Origin of the sequence: Coprococcus sp. AF102-57, assembly GCF_027686195.1 — a bacterium.
In the GTDB taxonomy this organism is placed as follows: domain Bacteria; phylum Bacillota; class Clostridia; order Lachnospirales; family Lachnospiraceae; genus Allocoprococcus; species Allocoprococcus comes.
The window spans coordinates 1-23,399 of sequence record NZ_JAQCSY010000015.1 but is presented as its reverse complement, the minus strand read 5'-3'; the positions used below and the strand labels follow the sequence as shown (position 1 = coordinate 23,399).

At 40.5% G+C, this 23,399-nt stretch carries 33 protein-coding genes, 1 tRNA gene and 1 pseudogene; 8 read left to right on the top strand and 27 right to left on the bottom strand.

The window, feature by feature from the left end; genetic code table 11:
• Positions 1-57: 57 nt before the first annotated feature.
• From PGZ10_RS10515 to PGZ10_RS10415, 21 genes are all read right to left on the bottom strand, one after another.
• Complete coding sequence (locus tag PGZ10_RS10515) at positions 58-408, bottom strand: hypothetical protein (RefSeq protein WP_270541382.1); 351 nt, start codon at positions 406-408, stop codon at positions 58-60.
• Positions 409-432: 24 nt separating this feature from the next.
• Positions 433-504: transfer RNA gene (locus tag PGZ10_RS10510), tRNA-Met, on the bottom strand.
• 54 nt (positions 505-558) lie between these two features.
• Positions 559-2,370 (bottom strand): NACHT domain-containing protein, encoded by a 1,812-nt coding sequence (locus tag PGZ10_RS10505; protein WP_270541381.1) that lies wholly within the window; start codon positions 2,368-2,370, stop codon positions 559-561.
• Between the two features lie 173 nt (positions 2,371-2,543).
• Positions 2,544-3,026 carry a hypothetical protein gene (locus PGZ10_RS10500; protein WP_243014507.1) on the bottom strand — a complete coding sequence of 161 codons (483 nt, stop codon included), beginning with the start codon at positions 3,024-3,026 and terminating at the stop codon, positions 2,544-2,546.
• A complete protein-coding gene (locus PGZ10_RS10495) occupies positions 3,004-3,204 on the bottom strand; it encodes a hypothetical protein (RefSeq protein WP_270541379.1) in 201 nt (66 codons plus the stop codon). The genes PGZ10_RS10500 and PGZ10_RS10495 overlap by 23 nt, the downstream gene beginning before the upstream one ends.
• A gap of 98 nt (positions 3,205-3,302) precedes the next feature.
• On the bottom strand, positions 3,303-3,851 hold the full coding sequence (locus tag PGZ10_RS10490; protein WP_270541376.1) for a hypothetical protein: 549 nt from the start codon (positions 3,849-3,851) through the stop codon (positions 3,303-3,305).
• Positions 3,841-4,185, bottom strand: coding sequence for a hypothetical protein (locus PGZ10_RS10485; RefSeq protein WP_270541374.1), 345 nt, complete (start codon positions 4,183-4,185; stop codon positions 3,841-3,843). Before PGZ10_RS10485 ends, PGZ10_RS10490 begins: the two co-directional genes overlap by 11 nt.
• Complete coding sequence (locus tag PGZ10_RS10480) at positions 4,172-4,357, bottom strand: hypothetical protein (protein WP_270541373.1); 186 nt, start codon at positions 4,355-4,357, stop codon at positions 4,172-4,174. The genes PGZ10_RS10485 and PGZ10_RS10480 overlap by 14 nt, the downstream gene beginning before the upstream one ends.
• 20 nt (positions 4,358-4,377) lie before the next feature.
• Complete coding sequence (locus PGZ10_RS10475) at positions 4,378-4,806, bottom strand: hypothetical protein (RefSeq protein ID WP_270541372.1); 429 nt, start codon at positions 4,804-4,806, stop codon at positions 4,378-4,380.
• A 74-nt stretch (positions 4,807-4,880) separates the two neighbouring features.
• Positions 4,881-5,081 (bottom strand): hypothetical protein, encoded by a 201-nt coding sequence (locus PGZ10_RS10470; RefSeq protein ID WP_270541371.1) that lies wholly within the window; start codon positions 5,079-5,081, stop codon positions 4,881-4,883.
• 183 nt (positions 5,082-5,264) lie between these two features.
• Entirely contained in the window at positions 5,265-6,110 is an 846-nt protein-coding gene (locus PGZ10_RS10465) for a DUF4373 domain-containing protein (RefSeq protein ID WP_270541370.1), read from the bottom strand.
• A 20-nt stretch (positions 6,111-6,130) separates the two neighbouring features.
• Positions 6,131-6,565 carry a RusA family crossover junction endodeoxyribonuclease gene (locus tag PGZ10_RS10460; RefSeq protein WP_195196634.1) on the bottom strand — a complete coding sequence of 145 codons (435 nt, stop codon included), beginning with the start codon at positions 6,563-6,565 and terminating at the stop codon, positions 6,131-6,133.
• 110 nt (positions 6,566-6,675) lie between these two features.
• Complete coding sequence (locus PGZ10_RS10455) at positions 6,676-7,416, bottom strand: hypothetical protein (protein ID WP_270541369.1); 741 nt, start codon at positions 7,414-7,416, stop codon at positions 6,676-6,678.
• Positions 7,417-7,429: 13 nt separating this feature from the next.
• A complete protein-coding gene (locus tag PGZ10_RS10450; RefSeq protein WP_118199388.1) occupies positions 7,430-7,885 on the bottom strand; it encodes a hypothetical protein in 456 nt (151 codons plus the stop codon).
• A gap of 24 nt (positions 7,886-7,909) precedes the next feature.
• Entirely contained in the window at positions 7,910-8,845 is a 936-nt protein-coding gene (locus PGZ10_RS10445) for a recombinase RecT (RefSeq protein ID WP_270541367.1), read from the bottom strand.
• Between the two features lie 3 nt (positions 8,846-8,848).
• Complete coding sequence (locus PGZ10_RS10440) at positions 8,849-9,742, bottom strand: DUF1351 domain-containing protein (RefSeq protein ID WP_270541365.1); 894 nt, start codon at positions 9,740-9,742, stop codon at positions 8,849-8,851.
• Positions 9,743-9,759: 17 nt separating this feature from the next.
• Positions 9,760-10,416, bottom strand: coding sequence for a YqaJ viral recombinase family protein (locus PGZ10_RS10435; protein WP_270541363.1), 657 nt, complete (start codon positions 10,414-10,416; stop codon positions 9,760-9,762).
• Between the two features lie 16 nt (positions 10,417-10,432).
• A complete protein-coding gene (locus tag PGZ10_RS10430) occupies positions 10,433-10,564 on the bottom strand; it encodes a hypothetical protein (protein WP_270203930.1) in 132 nt (43 codons plus the stop codon).
• A 31-nt stretch (positions 10,565-10,595) separates the two neighbouring features.
• Entirely contained in the window at positions 10,596-10,850 is a 255-nt protein-coding gene (locus tag PGZ10_RS10425) for a hypothetical protein (RefSeq protein ID WP_270541362.1), read from the bottom strand.
• Positions 10,851-10,878: 28 nt separating this feature from the next.
• Positions 10,879-11,109, bottom strand: coding sequence for a hypothetical protein (locus tag PGZ10_RS10420; RefSeq protein ID WP_270541360.1), 231 nt, complete (start codon positions 11,107-11,109; stop codon positions 10,879-10,881).
• Positions 11,087-11,323: a hypothetical protein gene (locus PGZ10_RS10415; protein ID WP_270541358.1), complete on the bottom strand. Its 237-nt coding sequence runs from the start codon at positions 11,321-11,323 to the stop codon at positions 11,087-11,089. Before PGZ10_RS10415 ends, PGZ10_RS10420 begins: the two co-directional genes overlap by 23 nt.
• Before the next feature lie 245 nt (positions 11,324-11,568).
• On the opposite strand from PGZ10_RS10415, the gene PGZ10_RS10410 reads away from it, so the two are divergent.
• A complete protein-coding gene (locus tag PGZ10_RS10410) occupies positions 11,569-12,177 on the top strand; it encodes a hypothetical protein (RefSeq protein ID WP_270541356.1) in 609 nt (202 codons plus the stop codon).
• Between the two features lie 261 nt (positions 12,178-12,438).
• Entirely contained in the window at positions 12,439-12,765 is a 327-nt protein-coding gene (locus PGZ10_RS10405) for a hypothetical protein (protein ID WP_243034482.1), read from the top strand.
• Here the strand turns inward: PGZ10_RS10405 and PGZ10_RS10400 are convergent.
• Genes PGZ10_RS10400 through PGZ10_RS10390 form a run of 3 tightly spaced genes read right to left on the bottom strand, consistent with a single transcriptional unit; the run spans position 12,762 to position 13,420 of the window.
• Positions 12,762-12,950 (bottom strand): hypothetical protein, encoded by a 189-nt coding sequence (locus PGZ10_RS10400; RefSeq protein ID WP_118219653.1) that lies wholly within the window; start codon positions 12,948-12,950, stop codon positions 12,762-12,764. The genes PGZ10_RS10405 and PGZ10_RS10400 overlap by 4 nt on opposite strands.
• Before the next feature lie 4 nt (positions 12,951-12,954).
• Entirely contained in the window at positions 12,955-13,173 is a 219-nt protein-coding gene (locus PGZ10_RS10395) for a hypothetical protein (RefSeq protein WP_118219651.1), read from the bottom strand.
• A 22-nt stretch (positions 13,174-13,195) separates the two neighbouring features.
• On the bottom strand, positions 13,196-13,420 hold the full coding sequence (locus PGZ10_RS10390) for a helix-turn-helix transcriptional regulator (RefSeq protein ID WP_118219649.1): 225 nt from the start codon (positions 13,418-13,420) through the stop codon (positions 13,196-13,198).
• A 157-nt stretch (positions 13,421-13,577) separates the two neighbouring features.
• Here PGZ10_RS10390 and PGZ10_RS10385 point away from each other — a divergent pair, with 157 nt between their 5' ends.
• The 6 genes and pseudogenes from PGZ10_RS10385 to PGZ10_RS10360 form a co-directional block, all read left to right on the top strand.
• On the top strand, positions 13,578-14,207 hold the full coding sequence (locus tag PGZ10_RS10385; protein WP_082424145.1) for a LexA family protein: 630 nt from the start codon (positions 13,578-13,580) through the stop codon (positions 14,205-14,207).
• A 54-nt stretch (positions 14,208-14,261) separates the two neighbouring features.
• On the top strand, positions 14,262-14,786 hold the full coding sequence (locus tag PGZ10_RS10380; RefSeq protein ID WP_117835732.1) for an NINE protein: 525 nt from the start codon (positions 14,262-14,264) through the stop codon (positions 14,784-14,786).
• A gap of 125 nt (positions 14,787-14,911) precedes the next feature.
• Positions 14,912-15,409: a hypothetical protein gene (locus PGZ10_RS10375; protein ID WP_270541354.1), complete on the top strand. Its 498-nt coding sequence runs from the start codon at positions 14,912-14,914 to the stop codon at positions 15,407-15,409.
• A gap of 330 nt (positions 15,410-15,739) precedes the next feature.
• Positions 15,740-16,405, top strand: coding sequence for an NYN domain-containing protein (locus PGZ10_RS10370; protein WP_173826528.1), 666 nt, complete (start codon positions 15,740-15,742; stop codon positions 16,403-16,405).
• A gap of 201 nt (positions 16,406-16,606) precedes the next feature.
• On the top strand, positions 16,607-17,998 hold the full coding sequence (locus PGZ10_RS10365; RefSeq protein WP_270541351.1) for a recombinase family protein: 1,392 nt from the start codon (positions 16,607-16,609) through the stop codon (positions 17,996-17,998).
• 17 nt (positions 17,999-18,015) lie between these two features.
• A pseudogene (locus PGZ10_RS10360) lies at positions 18,016-18,819 on the top strand (ABC transporter substrate-binding protein); the annotation flags it as partial.
• 78 nt (positions 18,820-18,897) lie between these two features.
• On the opposite strand, the gene PGZ10_RS10355 reads toward PGZ10_RS10360, so the two are convergent.
• The 3 genes from PGZ10_RS10355 to PGZ10_RS10345 all read right to left on the bottom strand — a co-directional run bounded on the left by PGZ10_RS10355 (position 18,898) and on the right by PGZ10_RS10345 (position 23,175).
• Entirely contained in the window at positions 18,898-19,602 is a 705-nt protein-coding gene (locus PGZ10_RS10355) for a DUF975 family protein (protein ID WP_270541439.1), read from the bottom strand.
• 79 nt (positions 19,603-19,681) lie between these two features.
• Positions 19,682-21,505 (bottom strand): ABC-F family ATP-binding cassette domain-containing protein, encoded by a 1,824-nt coding sequence (locus PGZ10_RS10350; RefSeq protein ID WP_270541350.1) that lies wholly within the window; start codon positions 21,503-21,505, stop codon positions 19,682-19,684.
• A gap of 287 nt (positions 21,506-21,792) precedes the next feature.
• A complete protein-coding gene (locus PGZ10_RS10345; RefSeq protein ID WP_055261967.1) occupies positions 21,793-23,175 on the bottom strand; it encodes an NCS2 family permease in 1,383 nt (460 codons plus the stop codon).
• Positions 23,176-23,399: the final 224 nt, after the last annotated feature.

Genomic DNA, 23,399 nt, shown 5'->3' with positions numbered 1-23,399 from the left:
GCGGTGGTCGCCGTCGCCGCGTGGCGGGGTACCCTCCCCACCCTCTGTTTGCAGTTCTCACCATTCCCCATCTGTAACGTTCATTTTGGGTTTTTGCTGGCTCCTCTGCATTTCATTCAACGTTTTATTGCTTTTCGCTGCGTTGCAACAGTAATGCGCCGGTTGCAGATTGTTCCAGTCCTGTGCCGCTGCTTCACGTGAGCTATAGCCAAACTCACGCCACCTTGACACCGGTTTGATTTCATCTATAACAAAAGACAACGGATGTTTGCTATCGCTTGGTTCATTGTAATGTATGGGACCAAGCCTGCCTCTGCATATTCCACACTCACCGCCTATTGCTTTGAGTCTTGCCCGATGCTTTCTTCTTAGGTTGCCGTTCGCGCTTCTAGGGTTTCCTGCTGCCATATATTTTCACCTTCTGTTCTGCAATGGACCATACATGAATCGAACATGTGACATACCGCTTATGAGGCGAATGTTCTACCACTGAACTAATGATCCGGATTTTGTGTATTAGAAAAGCACCCCGGAGGGTGCCTTTCTAATGTTCTACTATTATAATCTTGCAAGTATATCACTTACTTTTTTCCCACTTTTTTCTCCATCATTTTCAAATGATCTTGCGAGATTTATTGAAAATTCAACTTGCTGTTTTAACCATTCTGTTGCCATTAATAAATCTTGCTCACTTATCTTTTTCAATACTGTCCCAAAATAAATTACCGAACCGTTCCACTTATCTTCAAATTTACCAGCCATTTCATTCTCAAAGTCTTTATTAAGTTCGGGATAAGTGTAACCATTCAGTTGGCAAGTAGCACGTAATATATTGCATAAATATCTATTTTTTATCCTATACGAAAAAGAATATTTTCTTTCGCCTCCATCTTCTATTTGTCTTTCAATACAAACTCCAGAAAACATATATTTTAAAAATTTAAGTGAATAACCTGTATCCATATACTTTTTTCTAATTTGTTTTAATCCAGGATATAATATTATTTTATTTACCTTTTCGCTTTGCAAATTATATAGCATCGCAAAATATGAATCCATTTGAATTCTATCTGTTTCTTTAATCCAATTTGTTAACAAATCCACTTGATCTTTATCAACTAGTTTACATGTGTACCATGCTGCAAAATACTCTTGGAAAGATCGATGCGTAAATCTATAATTTATTCCTTCTTTAACAAGCATACACACTGACTGAGTCAAATCCGTTAAAAAGTCGTCTGTCTTAAAAGAAATATTAGGAAACTTTGCTTTGCATATCTCTATATATTGTCTCAATTTTACTTCCGTAAATTCTGTGTCCCCTGCAAAATATGATTTAAAACAAAAATAAGCAAAAATTAACTTAAAATCCTCACATCCTAATCCTGTTCTTATATCTCTAACATACGCTTCTTTTGTTGCATCATGCATATTAAATAATGTCGCAAATGCTTGTTCATAGAAATCATTCAATTTATCAGGAATTGAAGCTCTATTATCAAAAGTCAACAACATTATCGTTAATAATAGCGGATTTGATGCAAATGACTTATATTTATCGTAAAGTTTTTCATTTAATTCTCTATAAAATGTTTTCTTTACTTTTTCATCAAAATCAATTTTGCTAATTAAACTTAATGCTTGCTCTTTCGTTAGCTCCATCGCGCTCATTTCAATATAATCGTTCCACCCCATAAAACTATCTGTAGGTCTTGAAGTGATAATATATTTATTTTGTGGATATTTCCCACTAAAACTAATTATTTCCTCTGTTAATTTTGGAATTTTCTCTCGGTTAATTTCATCAAACCCATCCAATAATATAACATATCCCCCTTCCTCCAAACTATATCTATAATATTTATCTTCCATCCGGAAACCATTATTAACTAAATTATCGAAAACAATAGCATACATAGAGATATTATCCACTTCCATGGAATTAACCATTCTTAATTCTACCAAAACAGGAATATAAGATGTATCCTCTATTGTATTTAAATAAAAATGTTTCAGCATCGTTGTTTTTCCAATTCCACCGGTTCCACTTATAATTATTTTATTACCTTCGCTTATGATATTATTAATTGTTTTTGTATCTATTGTATCTCCATCATATTGAACTCCTACACATTCATAAAATGAGTAAAGATCTTTAGGCACATGTCTATATATCAACGTTTTTATCTTACTGTTTTTAGATTTAGTATTTTTCAAATATTCTTCATACGCATATCCCAATTCAATTTGTTCATGGGCGCTAACTTCTGAAAAATAATCTTTCACTTTGTTCCACATTCCAAGTGCTGCATCCTCAACTACTTTTGCCACTGCATTTGTAAGCACTTCTTTATTATCTATATTATCCATTTTTTTCCTCCGTATGCATCGAATCTCTTTCCATAATATCCCATTTTTCGACATTACGCAACAAAAAGACACCCAGCACTACCAGGTGTCTCTTCATGGTTTTAAATATCAGAGGAGGAACCATCAAAAATGTCTTACCTTGTTACATTTCATCAATTCCAGTTTATACTCTATCACTTTTTATCGGGACATTGGGGGACATTTTCAAAATATCTTTGAATTTTTTTCTTGATATTCTCGTCCGTGTACCGGATCCGGCGCTTCGGGAACATTTTGTTCATCTGATCTGCAACCTTTGGATACGATAAGTCATCCAGAAAATACAGCCGGAAGATAATCCGCAGTTCACTCTTCTCAATGGATTCTATGTACTCTTCCACCTGGATTGTCATTTCCAGAAGTTCTTCCTCCAGCTCCTCAAGCCTTCTGTTCCGCTTTTTCAGCAACTGCTCTTTTCTGGAGATCACACCAACCGGTCTGCCAGTGATCTTCACCGTGCCAAGTGGCTTCTTGCCCTTCTTACCACATGATACCGAATCCACAACAATTTGTCCATGCAGTTTATCCAATTCTTTCTGGATTTTTTCAATTCTCCGGCGCAGATCCTTAATCTCTTCTTTCATATCCGCGTACTCAATCAAAATGCCCTTGTCCACCGGTATCCACCTCCGCTGTAATGTCATACTTCTTTGCCAGATATTCCGCAACGCTCACACTCTGGTATGCTGGCCTTCGGAATCTCTCCAACGCCTTTGCATCATGCCGGCTTTCCAGTTCCTCATAATGCTGCTGTCTATCCCTCCGCTGCTCTTTTCTGCTTCGTTTCTCCTGCAAATTATCACCTTCTATCCTTGTCATTCCAATAATGCCGGGATAAGAAACGCCCATAAGCACCACGCTGATTCGGAAGACGTTCTGTTGTTGGAATCCATCTATTGCCCATTTCTTTGCACCTCCATCAACTTTCTGATCAACGCAGTCTGGTTTGTTTTGCAATTATGCAGATGCTTATATCCCGGTTCAAGCAAATACTCTACAGTCAGCGTTCCTTCTGGTTCTCCCGGAACATATTTGTTCTCCCACCACTCGTTATAATGCTTATACTCGCAGATAACGATTGCTGATCCATCTGGAAGAATATATCTATAATAGGTTTCCTCTGCCTGCGGAACTTCAAACCATACCGGCCACTCCCGGTATTTCGCCAGAAACTCTTTTCTCTCCTCATTGTTTTTGAGTTTTGGAAGTTCCGGCTGTGCCGCCCTCTCATCTTCCATAGCTGCTTCTACCAATTCTGCATCCATATCCTGAGGTTGCCCAACTTCAATACATAACACCGGATCTTTCTGTCCCTTATCACAGATCATATTTAACTCATACGGTACATATATTTTTCTGTCCTGTGGATTTGCGACAATAACGTGGAGTGCTGCATCATCCTTGAATTCATCCAGATATTCTTTTAATTTCTTATTTTCCATACTCTTGCACCTCTTCATCTGCCGGAAATTTAAAAACAAATGTTTGACAAACGCCCTCTTTAAAAACCGAAGCAAGTCCCTCACTTAACCGTCCAATGCTCTCAGCAACTCCAGATAGTGAATTTCGATTGTATTCACCGTCCATATACTGTTTTCTGCACATCTCCATAGCCTTAATCGCTTTCTCTTTGGTGGAATATTCCGCCATTATAATAAAAGCATTACTTTCCAAATCGGTTAATGGAAATGCAGCTACTGTTCCATTTGTAAAAACTCGAATCGTTGTTTCCTCGTAAGGTAAATCAAACTCTTTGTCCTGACTAATGATTCTCATAACTTGATCCACCTTTCACATCCCATGCGCAAATGTCGCAATCCTCTGGGCATACATTTGCCTTTATTGCTCTTTTGCACATCTCCATTTTTAATTCCCTATCATCCTCAATATCCTTGATAAAACCGAGTTTCCTCAGGATTTTATGAATCAGTGTATTCTTTCCTTTCATGTGATTTCTCCTTTTCTTCATCAGTCCTCATAATTCATCACAATTGTAATTACTTTTACCAGCACTTTCTGAATCTGGTCATAAATGTGGTGGTCATCACTTCCAAAATGAGAACACAGCACTGTGTTTTGTACACCTTCTGCGTAACAATCAGCCATAAAGTCAACACTGTATACATCATCTTTGTTGTCAAGCTGTCCGTATTCTTCCCACTGCGAAGAGATAAAACTTTTAACTTTTTCGTCAACTACATCGTACGAATACTTGTCTCCGTTAATATGTCTTACGCAACAGTCAATAAATCCTAATTTGTCGCAGTCTCTATAATCTTTCGCCGTCTCAGCTGTATATTCCCGAAATGCCTGTTTTACTCTTCCCTCAAAATCCTCCGGCAGATTAAAAATATCTACTTCAATTCCTCTTGGTAGTTCAACTTTGTAACTTCTCATAATTCGTTCCTTTCTCCTTAAAAATGCGTAAAAAAATACCAACCACCGAATATTGATGGTTGGCAAGAACAATTTTAATCTTTTTGAATTCCAGTTCCGTTGCAATGCTTGCATTTTACCAAGTCGTATCCAACTTCCTCGAGAGCTCTTTTTCTACACTCTCCCATTGATAACGTTCCAGGAGCATCATACCTGTCAAATATTTCTGAATATTTTTCTTCATCTCTAGGTTTTTTGAATTTCCCGGTTCCTTCACACCAAAAGCAAGTTCCCATATCGATATCCTCCTTCGCATATTTGATACAGAAATTATACCATTCCAACCACCACTATTCAATTGTCAACGTACTGTTTCGATCTTTTTCGACTATCTTTGACTACTTCCCACGCTTAATAATCTTCCGTTTCTTCCTGCTTCCAGTTCTCAGGAACGTACTCCGTTTCCCATTCTTCTTTTTTCATCGCTGCATCAACTTCCTTGTAAGATCTGTCATGTCCTCATATTCACGCTCTTCAAAATTCTTAAACTTTCCCTGTTTCTCTGGCTGCTTCTTTGTTTTTGGCTTTCTCTTGCTTTGAACAGGATATAAATTCTTCCATCCACCAGCTGCAGCTTTATTCAGGATTGCTTTCTGTTCAGCCAGATCAGAGGACAATGATAATAAATCCTCTCTCAAAGCATTTACTTGCTCTTCAGAGATCTCTCCCCAGTTCTGTGATCGGACAAGGAGATAGAACTGAAAAGCTGATTCAAGGGAAGAATCGCTGAAAGCGCCCTTATATACATTACTTTTCTTTACTTTACTTTCCTTTCTATAAAGCGAATCCTCATTTGTCCCTTGCACATCATCATTTGTCGGTTGCACATCCGAAAATAAGCTGACTTTAACTAGACCTTTGCATTCTTCGGGTTTCAAAAGCCAATACTCACCATATACTGTTTTACTCCGCCGCTCGGATAGTACCGCCCAAAAACGACGCTGGATACCTCTACTGGTCAAGATCCCCCACCTGTCAAATAACCCTTTGTCAAAAAGATCCACTTGCAGGCAGTAATCCACAGTCTCTTTTACTGTACCGGAACCGATGCCGCCGCCCATCCGCCTTGCTGTCGTTGCACAGTCGTCATAGCCCCATTCGTAGAAATACCCGTTTACTTTATATGCCCTCTGACACAAAAAGAAGTAGATCCCGAATCCCTTCCATCCTTTTGCATCGAGAAGTTTGTCTATTTTCTTATCACCATCGAATATGTCAACCGACCATCCGGAATAATCAATTCCTTGTTTTGGTCGTCCTGCCACTTCTTACATTTCCTTCCTTTTTATCCGGTATACTCCTCAACTGTCACATCCAGTCCTTCTACCGCCGAATAACATTTCTTTGCCTGAACCAGCGCGATCTGCGTATCATCGTGATAAGCAACCCCGTTCAGTGCATCTGCTACCACCTTCACAATATTGTCCATATCCGGTTTCTTCAGCGGCAGCTCTCTTCCCTCTAGCATATCAAGCTTCCTTTTCTTCGATACGCTCTTTGGCGGAAGATACCTTGCAATAATCCGGAGCGTCACAGGCTTTTCTCTTTCCAGGAACGCTCCCTTTGCCATCTGCAGATACCGATCCTTGATGAAGTTCTCATACAGAACCGTGTTCTCCGGCGTAGTGGAACAGTGCTTCTTTGTCGATACATTATAATACGTCCGCGCCCTGGCTTTTCCCTGCGGCTTGCCCGGAACTGTAAACATTACCGATGTCATTCCCTTTTTCCTTTCTGCCGGCACTTACACAACAGATGCTGCATAATGCCGGCTTGCTTTCTTGTTATCAGGTTACGTGTGATATATTATTTTTAAGGAGATGCTATTTTCTACGCGATAATCGTAATGTTGTACTTTTCAAGTTCCTCTGCCAGTTCATATGCCAGATATTCTTTGATTTTCTTCATGGTTGCATTCTTCCATAAACCGCCGTCTGCTTCCACAAGCTTGAAGGATGGTCCACGGTCACTGTCCTGGATCCGGAATACATAACTGCTCTGTGGCTGCTCGATTTCTGCAAAGGTACGATACGGTCTGAGCTTCACCGGATTCGGTACGATCACATCCGTCTTATTTGCAATCCCGCTCTTAATTGTGGTTTTCTGGCTGACACCATCATCATCATAATTCGCCGTTGTTCCTGACTCGATATTTCCGGCAACCTGCTTCAGGACAGTCAGATCATCGGATTCAATGAAGTTTGCCTGCAGCTCGATCAGAAAACGTTCCTGGTCATAATAACGGTCAAACCGGAATTCATTTACAATGGCATCTGCCCTCATAAGCTCCTCCCTGTTGCGTTCGTCCACCAGTCCGGAATACAGTCTTACTTCTGTCGGACTGATCACATGCAGGATCATGGTCTCCCGGAGTTCTTCCGGTTTTCCCTTGATATAGTCCACAATGGATGTCAGAGTGTTGACACTCAGGGAATCTGCTTTCGGGAAATAATGGTATCTTGTCAGATTTTTATTACAGTATGTATTACCGTTGATATCAAGCACCTTCGGCTCCATGCTGCCTTCTTTCAGATTTGTGATAAATTCAATTGCTTCTTTTAATCCTTCCATCGTCTTACTCCTCCTATGCCTGTTTTGCTGTTCTTAAATCAATGACTTTGCCTGCGTGTTCCGGAACTGAATCCGCCACAACTTCTCCAGTAGCTTTATCAATTACTTTTCCATCTACCACTGTAGTTCCTGCTTCTGGTACAACTCCCGGAACGTCCTGTACAGACATCTGTCCTGGAATCTGGTTGCCGATCTCGACTGCTTCCACTTCGCCGGTGCGGAGATCTTTTCCCATGCTCAATGCAGTGACTGCTCCGAGTGCCGGTGCAAGGGTTGTCTTCGTCTGAACTCCGGTTGCAATGAAGTTTCTTTCCTGATTCGGCTTAAATGCGATCGTTACCGTAATCTTTCTCGCTGTGCCGGCATCCGTGTTCGGATCCTGGATGTTCTTCGTGACCTCTTCGATTGCCCGGTTTACTTGCGCGGTAAATGCTCCGTTTGCAAATGTTTCTAAGTTAATGTGCTGCATAATTCTTTTTCCCCTTTCTTAAATCTATCCAAAAAATGATGCCTCAATACCCTTCGGATCCGGCTGCTGTGTTCCTGGCGCTGCCGGCTGGTCTTCCTGGACCTCCTGTAACTCCTGATCGGATACCACTCCATCATCTTCCGCCTTCACTGCATCCACATAGTCTGTCTTTCCGTCCTCATGGATCACTGCCATATCCTTGTCAATAGCATTCTGGAGATCAATACTCATGATTCCCCATTTGCTGATCAGCTGACGGAGCATGGTTTTCAGTGCCATTCCGTCAAAATCCTTAAACCAGAATGAAGAATACTTCCACATATCCTTTTCCGGAATCTTGCCCTGTTCCAGTAATTCCAGAGATTTTGCTCCACCGTTTTTGTAAAACGCAAAAGAATACTTCTCAGCGTGTGCAAGCATTTTCTTCTTTGACCAGTACAAGGTCTTCCGGAAACCATTCTCATACTCGAACATTGCGAAGTATCCCATGGTCGGAGCTTCTTCCCGAAGGATATCATCCTCGATCAGATTAACCTCCACTTCTTCATCCAGAGGATCATACCGGACAAGCTCCCCTTCTTTGATTGCAAGCACATTGAGCTTTTTGTAGTAACCGGAACGGATTGCCAGCTGAATATACCCTTTATATCCAAGCTGGAACTGTGCTTCCTTGCAGCCTTTCTTCTTATTATCGAACGGGACCATATAAAACTGACCAAGCTGCGGGGACGGTGAAAGATTCAGCGCTTCTCCGAGTAATGCAGCGTTTACGATACTCGGGCTTGTACACTCCTGCAGCGCCGGTGTACTCTGCACCGCACTTACAATACTGGAAATGAACCTTGTCCCATTCTTTCCACCAACGACCTGATTGATCTGCTTCTTTACTGCATCGTTCTGCAGGTAAACAGATAACTTCATTGACTGGTCCTGTCTTGCCAGACTGTTATTTACTGCCATATCTTATTCCACCTTTCCGAATCGAATCTGATTCTTTAACATATATTCACGGAGCGCCATGATCTGCTCCATGGTTCCCCATACACGGAAATCAAGCTGGAATACCGGTTCTTCCTCTTCCGGAATTGAAGCAGTTTCCTCTGCCGAAGCTTCCGGTACAGATCCGGATGCTGTTTCCTCCTCTGCTGCAGGTTCTTCCTTTTGTTCAGCTGCAGTCTGCTGCTTCGCTGCCTCTTCCGCTTCCCTTGCTTTCCGCTCTGCCTCCATGCGTTCTGCTTCCAGCTTTCTCTTCTGGATATCGGCAAGCCTCTGCCCTTCCTGAATCGCCTGGTTCATATCCAGTGTCTTCCGGTAAACTTCCATTGCTTCAAACTTAAACTCCGGAAGCTTGCTGATCGTCACCACATCCGTACCGATCTGGTACATCCGGCTCTTCATCTGCTCTTCAATCTTTGGCAGCGTAACCGTTGCATTCAGCCACTTTTCATCCCAGATCATGTCCAGCTTCACAAAGCTCTGGAATCCGATGGTCAAAAACAGTTCCTCAATCTCTTCCCGTTTTACAGCTTTGCGGCTTTCATCGATCTCCTTGATCTGGGAGTCAATCAGTCCGATCGGTTCATCGATCAGTGCTGTGATCTCCTTGACCTGCTGCTCAAACTTGGTATACGGCTCCATGCAGATCTTCTTGACACGTTTCCGTTCGTCCTCAAAAGCTTTCTTTAACTTGTTCAGATCCGCCCGGTCTGCTTTCATATCTTTGAGCGAATCTTCTGTGTAGGCAATCGTCTTGTAATCCTTTACCTTCTCGGCAATCGCAGCCTTTAATTCCTCGTTGTTCCACAGGATCTGCTCTGTAAGCCAATTCTCCTGCGGATTTGTGATCCGTAATTCCATACGCTCCTCCTTCTTTTTTAGATCTCTGGAAGTATCAGTGGCGGTTTCCGTCCGCTTTCCACATACTTCCAAAACTTGATTTCTTCCTCCTGCAGATAATCCAGATCAGCCTGGACTTCTGCTCTTTCAATAAAATAATGCTTCACCTGTGTCCGGACGTCTGTTCCCCAGTTGCTCCGCAAATGCGCCCGGAGGACAACAAACTCATATCCGGTGACAAGCAGATAATGCAGAATCTGGATATAATAGTTATCCGGGATCCGGTCCTTCCATTTCTCATATTGCATAGACTGCAGAATGTTGGTGGTCTTAATCTCCAGAATCCCTTTCCGGCCGTCCTGATCAACCAGCTCCCCATCCAGAGAAGCCTGCATGAACGGATACTCCAGACTCTGCAAGATCCGGAATTCATGGTGCGCGACCTGATACTGTGGATAATCCAGGCGGAACAGCTCCCTGATGAACTGCTCCGCCTCTTTCCCATAGATCACATAAGGCTTTTCTGAAATGTCTGGTGCAATCCTTCTGCCGGTCTTTTCTTCAAACAGCTCAATGTTTGTTTTGTATGGGTTCTTTCCAACCACAGCACTTGCATCACTTCCGCCGATTCCGTTTAACCGCCCCTTCAGCCAGGCTTTTTCATCTTCAAAATCATAGATTTTATAAGGTTCCATCTTTTCCTCACGCTTTTCATATGATGATATATGTATGTTCTGTTCCGTCTATATGCTGTTCTGCCACTTCTACCGCTTCCTCGTAATAACCGAACAAGCCGTAGATCCACCCATCAGAGCACCGAATAATCAATGGTTTCTTTTCCATTATCACGCCCCCTTTAGGTACACATCTTCCTCTAAAGTGGCAGATTTTTCAGAAGCATCATCACTTTACCCATTACCGCCATTGCTTCCTGTGTGACTTCTTCATCTGTTGCAAAGCCAAGCCTTACTGCCTGTTCAACGAGTTTTTTTGTTTCAGCTTCGCTATAGTCTCTTTTCTCCACCATGGCTGTTCTAATGCTTCGGATAATACATGATAGATCCGTCATTATATCCGGAACTCCATCCACTGCCTTAATTTCACACATTCCATTTTCAACTTTGATCATTGACTTTCTCCTCCGACTTTCCTATAATTTAATTGGTATTTTTGTTATGTGCGCCAATGGAAGCTGCAACTTCCGGGCGCATTTTTATTGTCTTTACGCCTATCCTATCCAGATGATTTGCCAGATCCGACAAGTATGCAATCGCATTATTCTTGTAATACTCGGATGTACCGTCAACCCTTTCCAGCGACTGCAGTTTGTTGATCATCTTATCAAGCTCTGACGTTCTCATGCTCTTACGCTGCTTCTCTTCTGGCATGCTCCCTCGCCTCCCTTATTTTCCTTTTCCGGTACTGCCATTCCCGCATCCGGAAATATTCCAGTGCAAATGCTCCGGTAGTAAGTGTTGTGATTCCAAGTGCTGCATATAAGTAAAACAGCTCCTGACTTTTCACTGAGCACGCACCAGCCATCATCAAGATTCCGATAATACTTGCCGTTACGCTGAGTGTCTTTGCGATCTTGTAAAACATCTCTTATCCCTCCTTTGCTTGTCCAACTGGTACCGCTTACGCGGTTTTCTCAATGGTATATGTAATTTTCACTTTTTCCTGTTCTTCCAATAAAGAAATCATCACCTGTATGATTTTTTCGATATCGAGTTTCATATTTATCACCTACTTTCTATTGAAGTTTATGCGGTGCTGGTTGTACTTGTTGATTTGTCCTGCTACTGTCTGGTATAATTTCCGTATCAAATTATGAAAGGATAATCATCATGCTTTCGTTTGTATCAAATATCGATTTAGAAAAAATTATAAATATTTTATTAGAGCCATCTGTCACTCTTACTCTTGGCATCTTTACATTACTAATTAGTCGAAACTCTAATTTATCTACTTTAGCTCGTGAAAGACTAGATAAGGTATACCATCCACTCTTTTTAGAAATCGAACCTTTTTTATACAAAAAAGTATCTCTTAACGACATAAATGCTTTTCTTTCTAAATACTATGAATTAGAAAACTCACATTCTCTTCTTATTGATCCTGTTTTACGTCAAGAGATTCGCTGGCTTGAAAAACCATCTGCTCTGCAAGAGGATAAATATGGCTATAATCAATGGTTCCGAATTTGCGATCAGATTTCCAAAACATATGACAAACTATGTAAACAAGCTCATCTCCCTGTTCGCAGTATTTCTTATCGGATTAACTACAAGCAATATCGTTCAAAAATTCGTATGATATTCGCTCTTATATGGATTGAACTACCAGCAATTGCATTTTTTAGCCTATTACTCGGTTTCGCATCTCCACGTCTTTTAGCTGTTACATATGCATTGTTCTTTTTATTTTTGATGAAGACATTTTTGGATAACTTGTAATACAACGATTGCGCAAAGGAATATAATAGCTACTCTTTCTCTGGGATATCTATTTATCAGGTATCCCATTATTAAAGCAATTCCAACAATATACAGGACAACCACTATTTCCATCTCATCCCTCCTTACTCTTCCAGAAAATAATCCACGGTTACGCCGAAGTAATCTGCGCTCCCTCTTCATCTGTTGCAAATAATTGTATTTTCTCCTATACTTTAAATACCGGCACTACCATGCTGAGTAATTATAAAAGGAGACATTATGATGCAACTTACAAACGATACATACAGAATTCTTCGTCTTATCTACGATGAATATCAAAACCGAAGAAAAATCGGTATGTCTAAAACAGAGGCTATTCTCTTTTCTTATCCCTCTGCTCTTCAAACAGAATTTCTTCAAGGAATTCTCGAAGACGATATTGCTGATGCCCTTACCGAATTATCCACAAACGGTTTGATAAAACTTTATTCTGATTTTGGATTTTTACTGAAAGATTCTGCCATTATCTACATGGAAAATCGTTTACAAAATAAAGTGAATCTAATTTTTGACATAATCAGCAAAATTGTATCGATGCTACATTAGTTTTTCTCGCTTACTTCCTGGCTGTAAAGCTCATCCCTCGTGATTAAAAGTGACCATTTCCCATTGTTGAATTCCAAACAGCACCGGCTCACCATTGAAAGCGCCTCACCATTTAATAAGCAAATTCCTTTATCGATGTTGATGTGAATTGATTTGAATGGTTTTCTTTCTACTGTCTCAGGCATTTTCTCACCTCTCTCCCTCTTCATCTTTCTCAACAATTATTCTTATCGGCAATTCATTTGATATAAGGCACGTTCCCACAACGCTGATGCTCAATAAACCAAGCGCCATCAATATCCGCATCACCATAATGCTTATATCTGTTGGAAAATAACGTTCGCCAACAGTCACAAGAAGTAATGGCGTAAAAACCAGTATCCAACCAATTATTTTTCTTAGTTTCACATTCTTACCGCTCTCCCTCTATCTATTTTGCATCAAATTTAATTTGATTATTAGGGTAAAAAATATACTCCAATGGCATATTGTAAAGCTTACTAAGTTCTCTGCTTTGTGAAATTGTAGGCTCTGACTTACCTTTTTCCCAATTTACCACTGTATTTTTCGAGACATGCATCTCCTTTGCTACATCTTCTTGAGTCATTTCAGCATTTACTCTAGCCGCCGCAAGGGAAATTTTTAACTTATTCAATTTATTCACCTCCCACAAATCTTATTTTTCCTCGTTACGCTTATACTATAAATCAAATTTAATTTGATGTCAACACTAAAATACAATTTTTTTTGATTTTTAGTTGATTTTAGTCAAATTATATTGTAGTATGTGATTATGAAAGAGGTGACAAAATATGACTGATATAGAACAGAAAAAAATTTTTTCTAAGAACTTAAACTTTTATTTGTCCAAAGCAAATAAAACCCAAAAAGAAGTCGCTGATGCGATATCTGTTTCTCCACAAACATTTAATACATGGTGTCAAGGTATAGCTTTGCCAAGAATGGGAAAAGTTCAACGACTTGCCGATTATTTCCATATTGAAAAATCTTTTTTAATAGACGAACATACCGAGCAACCTTTTCCTAAATCTAATATAATAAAAGTTCTTGGACGCGTTGCCGCCGGCATTCCACTAGAAGCCATTACGGATATTGTAGATGAAGAAGAAATCCCTGAAGAATTAGCAAAAACAGGTGAGTTTTTTGGATTAAAAATTAGTGGTGACTCAATGGAACCAGATATTCATAACGGAGACACAGTAATTGTTAGAAAACAAGATGATGCCGAGTCTGACGAAATCGTTATTGCTCTTATCAACGGAAACGATGGCGTATGTAAAAGGCTAAAGAAATATGCAGATAGTATTGCTCTTATTTCGCTAAATCCTAATTACGAACCTATGTATTTCAGCCAAAAAGAAATCAGCGAGAAGCCTGTTAAAATTATCGGGAAAGTTGTAGAACTACGGCGAAAATTTTAAGCGGATACAAACACACATTCATGTATTTATTTTTAACGCAGATTGGAGGATTTTATGAATAAAACAGTTAGAATTATTGTAACTATTTTGGGTGGATGGTTTGGTCTTCATAAATTTATTGATAAAAAAATTGGAATGGGGATTCTTTACCTTTTCACATTTGGTTTATTCGGAATTGGATGGATTTACGATATATTTAAAGCTTTTTCTTCTTCACCTTCATCGTTCCAGTTAAAGCAGTATATCGCGCCTTCTGTTCCTGGAATATTACATATTAATGATAATTCTTATAACTTAGCGTACAATTATAATCAGGTTAACCTCTACACTAAAGAACCTTTTTATTTCGATATTCCATTCGGTTCTTCGCTTGGTATTCAGCCGGAACCAACAAACAAATACGATAGCCGTGCAATTTTTTTCACTTGGAAAAATACAAATATCGGTTATATCCATAAAGGTCAATTGCAGGACATGATACACGATTATCTTTCTCCGAACCGTTATGTAATAGCAACATACGAATCCATAGATTGCGGAAATGTAATGATCACTCTGTCATTTTATAAAAAAAAGTAATAAGTACGGGATCTGTAAACAAGTGGATAATTATGTAGTGTATTTTATACCGCAGTTATCGGTGATGAAATTGGTATAACCGCATATGCGATTATATAGAAACACTTTTTATGAGGAGGAAAATTATGAAAAAGAAACTTGTAGCATTGATTCTGATCGGAAGCATGGCACTGTCGTTTACAGCCTGTGGCAATAGCTCCGATTCATCAAAAGGAACAAAAGAATCATCCAAGAAGACAGAAGCATCTGCCGAAACTCCAAAAGAGGAAGCAAAGGAAGAAGTCAAAGATCCTGTTGTGCTTACTGGAAAATGGGAGTACAAAGATGATGACGGTACTTGGATGCAGGCAGATATTACAGAGGATACCATCACAATAAACTGGATTATGGATGAAGGAAACACGACTGCTGTTTACTGGGTTGGAACCTATACTGCTCCTACAGAATATTCTGAAGAATACACTTGGACATCCATCAGAGATAGGGAAGCAACCGATTCCGCTCTTCTCGCCTCTCTGGACGATACAAAAGAGTTTTCTTATTCCGATTCAAGCAAGCAGATTACCTATCAGGTAACAGTTTCCGGAATAACAAAAACTATAGCCCTTGAGCAGACAGAATAATATAAATAAAAGAACCGCTCCTGCACCAACAGGAACAGTTGAATAATGCGGTTAGTATAACTGCATAAATGATTATACAAAAAAAGATGATGTTACACCAAAAGATTTTTAGTAATATTTTTCATAATTTCTTATGACAGATTGCTCATTTTATCACTTACTTATATAATTGTCAAATGTTTTTTCAAAAAAATGTTGACTTTTTAATAAATATGAGCTATCATAAAAGACACAAAAGAAAAATATACTAATACTGCTCTAGGTTGTACGTCTCTCAATATATGGGAATGACCGAACCCTAGGGCTTTTTATATTTAAAGGAGAGTGCATATGAAAACTGCAATACTTGTTGATGGCGGTTTCTACCGTCGAAGAGCTCAAGCTGTTTTAGGCGACCAAACAGCTGAAAAACGTGCTATAGAACTTGCAAATTACTGTAAACGTCACTTAAATTCTCATGGAGAAAATAATAGCCTGTACAGAATCTTTTACTATGATTGTGCACCGTCGAGCAAACGCATCTTTCATCCATTCACACAAAAACAAGTTGATCTTTCGAAAACAGAGCTTTATACATGGACTATGAGCTTTTTAAGTGAATTAAAGAAAAAGAGAAAATTTGCTATTAGACTCGGAAAACTTGCTGAAGAGCAAGCACATTATACCATCTACCCAAAAACGGTCAAAAAACTTTGTAATGGTTCTATCTCTTTTTCTGATTTAAAAGAATCCGACTTCTATCTAAATATTGATCAAAAGGGTGTTGACATGAAAATAGGTTTAGACATTTCTTCAATGGCATATAAAAAACAGGTCGATCAAATTGTTTTGATATCCGGGGATAGCGATTTTGTTCCTGCTGCTAAACTCGCTCGTCGAGAAGGTATTGATTTTATTCTCGATCCACTAGGAGCTCCTATTAAACCTGATCTTTTCGAACATATTGATGGGCTTAGAACATGCGATAATAGATATACTGTACATACACACAAATAAACTAAAACCGCTCCTGCGCCAACAGGAACGGTCATAGGACGAAACATACGCCAATATGTTTCTTTCAGTACTCCGAAGAGATACACTGATTTCCGAATAATATTGTATCATCTCCGGAGCAGCCACGCAAGAGAACAAAAGTTCTCAGGCTGTTATTTTTGTACTCATTTTTACGTATATTGAAAAGAAAGGTGATATAATATGCCAAGTAAAATTGAACGCTGTGCCATTTACATCCGTGTGTCTACCGCTGAACAGATGATGCATGGTAAATCCTTGGAAGCACAAAAGCAATACCTGACCAATTACGCCAAAGAACATAATATGACCGTTGCTGGAGTTTATGCTGACGAGGGTAAAACTGCCCGTAAAGAATTAAAAAAGCGAAAAGCCATCCATGCCCTGCTTGAGGACGTAAAAGCCGGGAAAATTGATGTGATCATCTTCTGGCGGATTGACAGATGGTTCCGTAACCTGTCTGATTTTTACAAGGTACAGGAAGTCTTGGACGATAATAACGTCCATTGGATCAGCACCAGTGAACCCGGAATCAATATGGAAACCAGAGACGGTCGACTGCAGCTGAATGTAGTTCTATCTATCGGTCAGAATGAGGTCGATACCACCAGCGAACGTATCAAATTCGTAAACGAAGCATCTATCCGGCAGGGAAAATTGATCTTCGGTGATGTGAATATGGGGTACGGCTACAAATCTGGAATCATTGACGGCGTAAAACGCATGGTAAAAGATCCTGATCGAGAAGACACTGTAAATGCCTTTTATCGTTTTTTCTTTAAGCACCATGCAAAAGGGCTTTCCATGCGCTATATTCAGGAAAATTATGATCCGGATTTTACATGGGCGAATATGCGAACACTGCTGTCGAGTGAATTTTACAAAGGAACCTATCGCGGGATTCCATACTGCCCTGCTTACCTGACAGAATCTGAATGGAACAATCTGCAGGAAATACAGAACGCAAATGTTAAGCGTGCTCCTTCTGGCCGGATTTATCTTTTCAGTGGCATGATAAATTGTCCGATCTGTGGACGCAGGCTTAGCGCAAGAGGCGGTTCGTCCATTATCAACAGGAAAACCGGTGCAAAAAAAGTATACTGCTATTACCGATGCAACAAAGCTTTTATTGATCACAAATGTACGTACAAGCACATGGTAAGTCAAAATCTCATAGAACAATACCTGATTGATCATCTGGAATACGAATACAATAAATTTAAAATAAAATGTGAAAAAATTGAAAAGGAACAAGAAAAAAAGAAGAAAATTCAGACTCCTGAAAAGCTCCAGAAAGAATTAGAACGATTAAATCTTCTCTTCCAGAAAGGAAGAATCGAATGGGATTATTACAGCAAAGAATATGACCGGATTGAAAACAAACTGAATGAATTGTTAAATGCGGCTCCGGAATTAGAACCTGATTATGCTTATCTGGAAGAGCTGCTGAATACAGACTTTAGAACAATGTACTACAATTTAACCCAAGAAAACCGCAGAGCTTTCTGGCATTCTATTATCCGGGAGATTCACCTGAACACTGATCATACTGTCGACTCTGTTGATTTCTTATAGCGTCTTGTACTAACTGGTTGACTCCGTTTGGGGCGGATAAAGTTATGACCGCCGTCCTCTCCGGTGAGGCAGATATTGGCTTTATGGGAAGTGAATCTTCGATTTATACTTACCAGGAAGGTGCAAATGATGTCATCAAAAACTTCGCGCAGCTTACGCAGCGCGCCGGAAACTTTCTGGTCGCACGTGAAGAAATGCCGGATTTTTCATGGGATGATCTGAAAGGAAAAGACGTTCTTGGCGGAAGAAAAGGTGGCATGCCGGAAATGGTCTTTGAATACATTTTGAAAAAAAACGGAATTAATCCACAGAAGGATCTTTCTATCAACCAGAGTATTGATTTCGGTTCAACCGCTGCTGCATTTTCCGGTGGGCAGGCAGACTATACCATCGAATTTGAACCGAGCGCTACTGCCCTTGAAGCGGAAAATTCCGGTTATGTCGTTGCTTCTCTCGGCGTTGATTCCGGCTATGTCCCATACACCGCCTATAGTGCCAAAACAAGTTATCTGAATGCTAATCCGAACATCATCCAGAAATTCACCAATGCCCTGCAAAAAGGAATGGATTTCGTTCAGTCCCATACTCCGGAAGAGATTGCAAAAGTCATTGCACCACAGTTCAAGGAAACCGATCTAGCTACAATTACAACCATTGTCAGCCGTTACTACGAACAAGACACCTGGAAATCGGATCTGATCTTCAACGAAGAAAGCTTCAATCTGCTGCAGGATATTCTGGAAAACTCCGGTGAGCTGAAAGAGCGTGTTCCTTATGAAGAACTAGTTACGACTACCTTTGCGGAGAAGGCCGCCCACTAAATAAAAGCGCAGACGCTTCATTTTAAGCCAGCGTCTGCGCTCTATTCTTACATTTTAAAATTTATCCTTCTGAAACTCTTACCGGATATATCCCTCCTGATAAGCCTTTTGCTTATTGAATGTGTACATCTCCGCAAAGGATGCCTGTACATACGGATTTACATAAAAAATTGCAAGAAGTCCACAGGTAACCGCACTCAGCAGATACCATCCAAGGAATGACAGATCCATGATAAATGCTTCCATTTTTTCTCCATCCATCATCTGTTTACTGATCTGGAATGCTTCTTTGTAATCCATTTCCGGATTCTCAGCAATAATATATGGCACCATCAGATATTCATAATGCTTAACGATTCCAGGTACCACCAAAAGCAGACTCCAAAGTGCAGTAAATAAATCTCTTAAAAACATGGTAAGAACAATATTAACATAATGTCCGGAACGGAAACCGTCAAGCAATGTTCCGATTCCCGGCTGTGCAGTCTGGTTCAGGATAAAGAACCGGTATCCACCCATTTTCAGGAGATTACCTACAAATACTTTTGCCACAAGGACAATCAGTATTACTACCGTTGCGATTCCTGCAAGCAATCCGGTAATCATTCCCACATTAAATAAATTTCCACTATATATATCTGAATTCTCACTTACCCGTCTTGCACTGGATTCGCCAGAGACTGTGCCAAAGATTCCCATCAGAAGCGCAACTACAACGGCTGACACATAATTCTTCTTAAATGCCATATTACCTCTCATTTTAAGTTCTGCTCTATTCCACATCATATGCCTCTCCTCCTTTGAATACATTGATATGATTCTCACTACCTATACTTTATCATCTGTAAATCTGTCAATCACTTTACTGGTTTTCTATCTGCTCAGCAAGATCATTCAAGTACACCCATCTGTCCATCTTTTCTTCCAGTGTTGTCTCTGTTTCTTCCTTCTCTTTCATAAGTTCGGACAACTTCACGGAATTGGTGGCATTCTTAACCATCTCCCGATCCAGCTTTTCGATCTTCTCTTCCAGCTTTGCGATATCCTCATCGATCGTCTCGTATTCCCGCTGTTCTTTATAAGAAAATTTCAGCTTTTTCTCCCGCTGCTTCCAGGTCTTTTTGCTGTCAGACTCACCGGTCTGTGCAGAAGCTGCATCTGACATATTTTCTGCAATTGTCTGTCCGTCTTTCGGTTTTTCAAGCTCCACACGGATCAGATAATCGGAGTATCCACCTTCCGACTGGCGGATTTTTCCACCTCCATTAAATGCAAAAATACGACTGACAGTACGATCTAGGAAGTACCGGTCATGGGATACAATCAGAATAATACCATCAAAATGATCCAGATAATCCTCCAGGATTGTCAGCGTCTGGATATCCAGATCATTGGTTGGCTCATCCAGGATCAGTACATTTGGTGCTTCCATCAAAACACGTAGTAGATAAAGTCTCCGTTTCTCGCCTCCGGATAACTTTTCGATCCTCGACCACTGCATTGCCCCGTCAAAAAGAAATCGTTCCAGCATCTGGGACGCGGTAATCTTCCCGTCAGAAGTTGCAATGTACTCACCTGCTTCTTTTACATAATCAATGACACGCTCGGATTCATCCATATATTCATTCTCCTGCGAGAAATAGCCAATCTTGATTGTCTGTCCAATTTCAATAGTTCCGACATCCGGTTTTATGATCCCATTGATAATCTTGAGCAGCGTCGATTTTCCACATCCATTATGTCCAATAATTCCGATTCGGTCTTTCTTCAGAAAAATATAAGAGAAATCTTCGATCAGCTTCTTTTCTCCATAAGATTTGCAGATTCCGGAAAGTTCGATTGTTTTATTCCCCATACGGGAAGCCACAGAATCCAGCATTACTCGCTTTTCTTCCTGAATATCTTTCATTTCCTGCATAGCATGAATCCGGTCAATATGCGCTTTCTGTTTGGTACTTCTCGCCCTTGCGCCGCGGTGTAGCCATTCCAGCTCCGTACGCAAAAGGCTTTTTCTCTTACGTTCTGCGGCAAGCTCCATGTTCTGACGCTCGGCTTTCAGACGCACAAACTCGGAATAATTGCCTGGATAGTTATATAATTTCCCATGATCAACTTCCACGATACGATTTACCACACGGTCCAGGAAATAACGGTCATGCGTAACCATCAGGATCGCTCCCCGGAACTGGATCAGATATTCTTCCAGCCATTCGGACATCTCATTGTCCAAATGGTTCGTCGGTTCGTCAAGGACCAGCATGTCTGCCGGTGTTAAAAGTGCCCGGACAAGTGCCACTCTTTTCTTCTGTCCGCCGGACATATGCTCAATCTTTTCATCATAATCGGTAAATCCAAGCTGATTCAGCATAGACTTTGCTTCTGCCTCGATCGTCCAGCGGTTCAGCTCATCATAATTTCCTTCTGTTGCCGCGCGAAGAATTGTTGTTCCTGCTTCAAATACCGGCGTCTGCGGAAGATAGCAGATCTTCACCTGATTCCCCATGCTGATCGTTCCGGCATCACTTTCTTCGATTCCGGCAACGATTTTCAGCAAAGTGGATTTACCCATTCCGTTGACTCCGATCACACCGATTTTTTCATTTTTGTTGATTCCAAATCCCACATCATCCAGAAGCACACGATCCGTATAGGCTTTGGATACATGTTCCATTGTCAGTAAATTCATATATTTTCCCCTGTGATTCTCTGTTTTGTCTTTTTCCATTATAGCAATTTGTACGGGTCCTAGTCAATCCAAAGTATCTCACCCGGCACCGATTCTGACACGCAAAAGGCACAGAATCCTATCCGTTACCGGACAGTCCCTGTGCTTTCACATATCCCCATATTCTTTTTATCTTATGATGTGAGTGTCAAAAATAAATTTTGCCGCTCACTGGTGTAATCAGATTGCTCCATTGCTAAGCAAGCTTGCATCGGCTTTCTGGCCTTTTTGACCCTGGTATCATCATCTTATAAGAAAATATATTTCAGGATAAACAGTATCACCAGTACATACATCAGTACACTGATCTTCTTTTCTTTTGCTTTTCCTGTAAGTACGTTGATTACTACATAAGAAATCACTCCCATGGAAATACCTTCTGAAATACTGTAGCAGAATGGCATTGCCGCGATACAGATAAAGCACGGAATTCCTTCGCTGTAATCACTGAAGTTAATTCCTGCCACATTGCTCAGCATATAGAAGCCGACGATGATCAGTGCCGGAGCTGTTGCAAAGGACGGAATTGCAAGAAAGATTGGTGATAAGAAAAGGGAAATTCCAAACAGGATCGCTGTTGTCAGGGATGTTAAACCTGTACGTCCTCCTTCTGTTACACCAGAAGCACTCTCTACGAATGTTGTTGTTGTAGAAGTTCCGAGTACTGCTCCAACTGTAGTTGCAACTGCATCTGCCATCAGTGCCCCTTTAATTCTCGGAAGCTTTCCGTCTTTGTCAAGCATGCCTGCCTTTGTAGATACACCGATCAGAGTTCCGAGTGTATCAAAAAGATCTACGAAAAGGAATGCAAATACTACAACAACGAATTCCAGTGAAAATACATTCTTAAAATCAAGCTTTCCAAATACCGGTGCAAGGCTTGGAATTGCAAGTCCGGAACTGAAATCCGGAAGCAGACTGTAGAATCCGATCTCCGGATTCGGTACATAAAGACCTGCTATCTGGCAGATGATTCCAAGTATCCATGTGATCAAGATACCCCAAAGGATATTTCCTTTGATGTTCTTAATCACCATGATTGCTGTGATCAGCACACCTATGATTGCAAGAAGTACAGTAATTCCAACGTTATTGAAGCTTGCTTCCACTCCATTTGCCTGATTATATGCATCTACAGAGAAGAGCTGTACCAGAGTAGATCCTCCGACAACGATATTGGCATTCTGAAGTCCAAGAAATGCAATAAATAATCCGATACCAACGCTGACTGCTGTCTTAAGACAAGCCGGGATCGCATTGAAGATCGCTTCTCTGACATTCGTCAGGGAAAGAATAATGAAGATAATACCCTCTGCAAATACTGCAGTCAGTGCAGTCTGCCATGAGTAGTTCATACCGATTACTACAGTATAAGCAAAGTAAGCATTCAGTCCCATACCAGGTGCAAGTGCAAATGGATAATTTGCGAATGCTGCCATACACAGCGTACCGATCAGTGATGCAAGTGCTGTTGCAGTAAAGACTGCCCCCTGATCCATACCCGCTGCGGAAAGAATGCTTGGATTGACTGCCAGGATATACGCCATCGTCATAAATGTCGTAATACCTGCAAGAATCTCAGTTTTGACGTCGGTGTGATTTTCTTTAAGCTTAAACACCTTTTCCAACATATTGTTTTCCTCCTGCTGTCTGTCTCGGATATTCCCTCTCACTCCTTAAAATATCCTCGTACAATTTTCTTGTAGCAGAGAATATTTTAGCAAAAAAAAGAGAGAAAGTAAACACATTACTTTCTCTCTGATTTCTAACTCTTATTCGCTATTACTGTTCATAGTAGCTGTATACCGCAACTATTTGCTCTCTCTGATCTTCTTTCTGAGCGGAAGTACCATTG